Source organism: Streptomyces sp. NPDC044984, from assembly GCF_040646935.1.
Classification (GTDB): Bacteria; Actinomycetota; Actinomycetes; order Streptomycetales; family Streptomycetaceae; genus Streptomyces.
The window spans coordinates 86916-89313 of the sequence record NZ_JBEZBE010000003.1 but is presented as its reverse complement, the minus strand read 5'-3'; the positions used below and the strand labels follow the sequence as shown (position 1 = coordinate 89313).

Sequence of the window (2398 nt, the reverse complement as noted above, 5' to 3'; positions counted from 1 at the left end):
GGTTACGCGCCCTCCTACCGTTCCCGTCGTCCGTCGCCTGCGCCCCGGGGCGGGGCGACGGGTTCCTCGTCGTCCTCGACGATCTCGTCGCGGAGCCTGCTCATCGCCGTGGGCCCCTTCGCCACTTCGGTCTCGCTGAGCAGCGTTCCGAAGAGGGACTCCCAGTCGACGCCCATCCGTTCCGGGGCGGCGCCGCGCGCGGTCATCCTGGTGAGCGGGTCGAGTGTGGCGACGACCCGGCGGGCCATCTCGGCCCGCGCCTTGTTCGCGGCCTCCAGCACCGCCGCTGAGAGCTGGGCTGCGGCCATGCTCCGGTACTTGCCGTCGAGGAACTCCAGGCTGGTCAGCTCACCCTTCGCCCCGACCGAGACCCGGACCGACCGGTCCGTCGAGCGTGCGGTGACCGAGGCCGCGTCCAGTTCGGCGCGTGCCGAGGCCGCGGCCTGCTCCGCCGCCTTGAGGTGGGCCATCGCCTGGGCCACCCGGTCCTCCATCGGCCGGCTCATCCCGGTCCCCTTCCTCTCAACGTCCCAGGGCCTGCGGCGCGCCGCCCTCGTCGGTGCCCCAGACGTCCTCGTCCTCGGCCAGCCACGTGGTCCGTTCCCTGTCCCCGCTCTCCGTCTGCGGCCTGTCTCCCGCCCCCGCCCCGCCCATGGGTCCCATCGGCGGCATGAAGGGCGTGCTGCTGCTGGTCTGCGTGGTCCTGGGGACGACGCGGTGCTCCTCGTCGTCGACGGTCTGCGCGGCGACCGGCCGGCCGGAGCGGCCGACCCCGGGCTCGATGACGGTCCTGGTGCGCTCGCCGGAGTTGCCGCCGGCCTCACCGCCCACGCCGCGCGCCATCGGCGGGTACATCCCCGGCGACCCCGATCCCGTGCCGGTGCCGCCGGAGGAGGCGCCCGCCAGGGCGTCGCCGCCCTGCGGACGGCCGAGCGCCGAGGCGAGGTCGTCCTGGTTGTAGAGGTTGTCGTCGAACGCGGAGGAATAGGCGGAGCCCGCCGATCCCGCGGAGCCGCCCGGGTTGTAGGCGGAGAGGTCGGGGGGCTCGGGGAGGTCGGCGATGCGCTGCCGGATCAGCTCGTCGATGTTCTTCTGATCGGCGTTGATCCTGTCGTACTCGGCCTGGATGCCGCGCATGCGCTGGTCGTAGTCGGCCTTGGCGTCCTTGCGCGCCTGTTCGGCCTCGGTGCGCGCCTCTTCCCGTTCCGCCCGGGCGTCGGCCTTCGCCTGGTCGTACTCGCTCCTGGCCTGGGCCTCGGCGGCGTCCGCCCGTTCGAGGGCCTCCCGTTCGGCGGCGTCGATCTCCTCGATCCGCCGGTCGTACTCCTCGCGGGCCTCTTTCTCGTCGGTGCCGGCGGCGATGTCCCGCTCGTACTCCCGGCGTGCCTCGGCACGTTCCTGTTCGGCGTCCTGGCGCGCCTGGTCCCGCTGCTCCTGGGCCTCGGCCTTCTCCTGCTCGTACTCCTGTCGCGCCGCCGCCTCCTGGCGGTCGGCCTCCTGGAGGGCGGCGTCGCGCTCGGCGCGGGCCTCGGCCTTCTGCTGCTCGTAGTCGGCCTGCGCCTCGGCCTTGGCGTTCTCGGCATCCAGCCTGGCCTGCTGCTGCTCCCGCAGGGCCTCGCGGCGGGCCTCCTCCTGCTGGGCCTCCGCCCTGGACTGCGCGTCGGACTGTTCCCGCTTGGCGGCTTCCCGCTCGGCGTCGGCCTCCGCCTTCGCGGCCTCCTGCTCGGCCTTGGCCGCGGCCTTCTCCTGCGCCGCCTCGGCCCTGGCGGCCGCCTGCTCCTGCTTCGCCTCGGCCCTGGCGGCCGCCTGCTCCTGCTTCGCCTCGGCCTTCGCGGCCTCCTGCTCGGCCTTGGCCGCGGCCTTCTCCTTCTCGGCCTCTTCCCTGGCGGCGGCCTGCTCGGCCTTCGCTTCGGCCTTCTCCTTCTCCTGCTCGGCCTTGGCCTCCGCTTTCTCCTTCTCGGCCTCCGCCTTGGCCGCCTCCTGCTCGGCCTTGGCCTCGGTCTTCGCGGCCTCCTGCTCGGCCTTGGCCGCGGCCTTCTCCTTCGCCGCCTCTTCCTTGGCGGCCTCCTGCTCCGCCTTGGCCTCGGCGCGGTCGGCTTCGGCCTGGGCCGCGGCCCGTTCCCGTTCCTTCTTCGCCTCGTCCTGAGCCTTCTGGTTCTGCGCGAGGACGAACGCCTGCTGTTGCTGGGCCTCCGCCTTGGCGGCGGCCTGCTCGGCCTTGGCCTCCGCCTTCTCCTTCTCCTGTTCGGCCTTGGCTTCGGCCTTCTCCTTCTCGGCCTCCGCCTTGGCGGCGGCCTGCTCCGCCTTGGCCTCCGCCTTCTCCTTCTCCTGTTCGGCCTTGGCTTCGGCCTTCTCCTTCTCGGCCTCCGCCTTGGCGGCGGCCTGCTCCGCCTTGGCC

Annotated in this window: 1 protein-coding gene and 1 pseudogene; both read right to left on the bottom strand. The window is 73.5% G+C overall.

Annotated elements, in window-relative coordinates; translation table 11 throughout:
• Nucleotides 1-14: 14 nt before the first annotated feature.
• Nucleotides 15-506, bottom strand: coding sequence for a YbaB/EbfC family nucleoid-associated protein (locus AB0A94_RS04385; RefSeq protein ID WP_361738675.1), 492 nt, complete (start codon nucleotides 504-506; stop codon nucleotides 15-17).
• A 16-nt stretch (nucleotides 507-522) separates the two neighbouring features.
• A pseudogene (locus tag AB0A94_RS04380) lies at nucleotides 523-2398 on the bottom strand (hypothetical protein); the annotation flags it as partial.

What these genes read in the sequence shown, in the direction of transcription:
- AB0A94_RS04385 (WP_361738675.1), bottom strand. Translation starts at nt 506, where the DNA reads ATGAGCCGGCCGATGGAGGACCGGGTGGCCCAGGCGATGGCCCACCTC.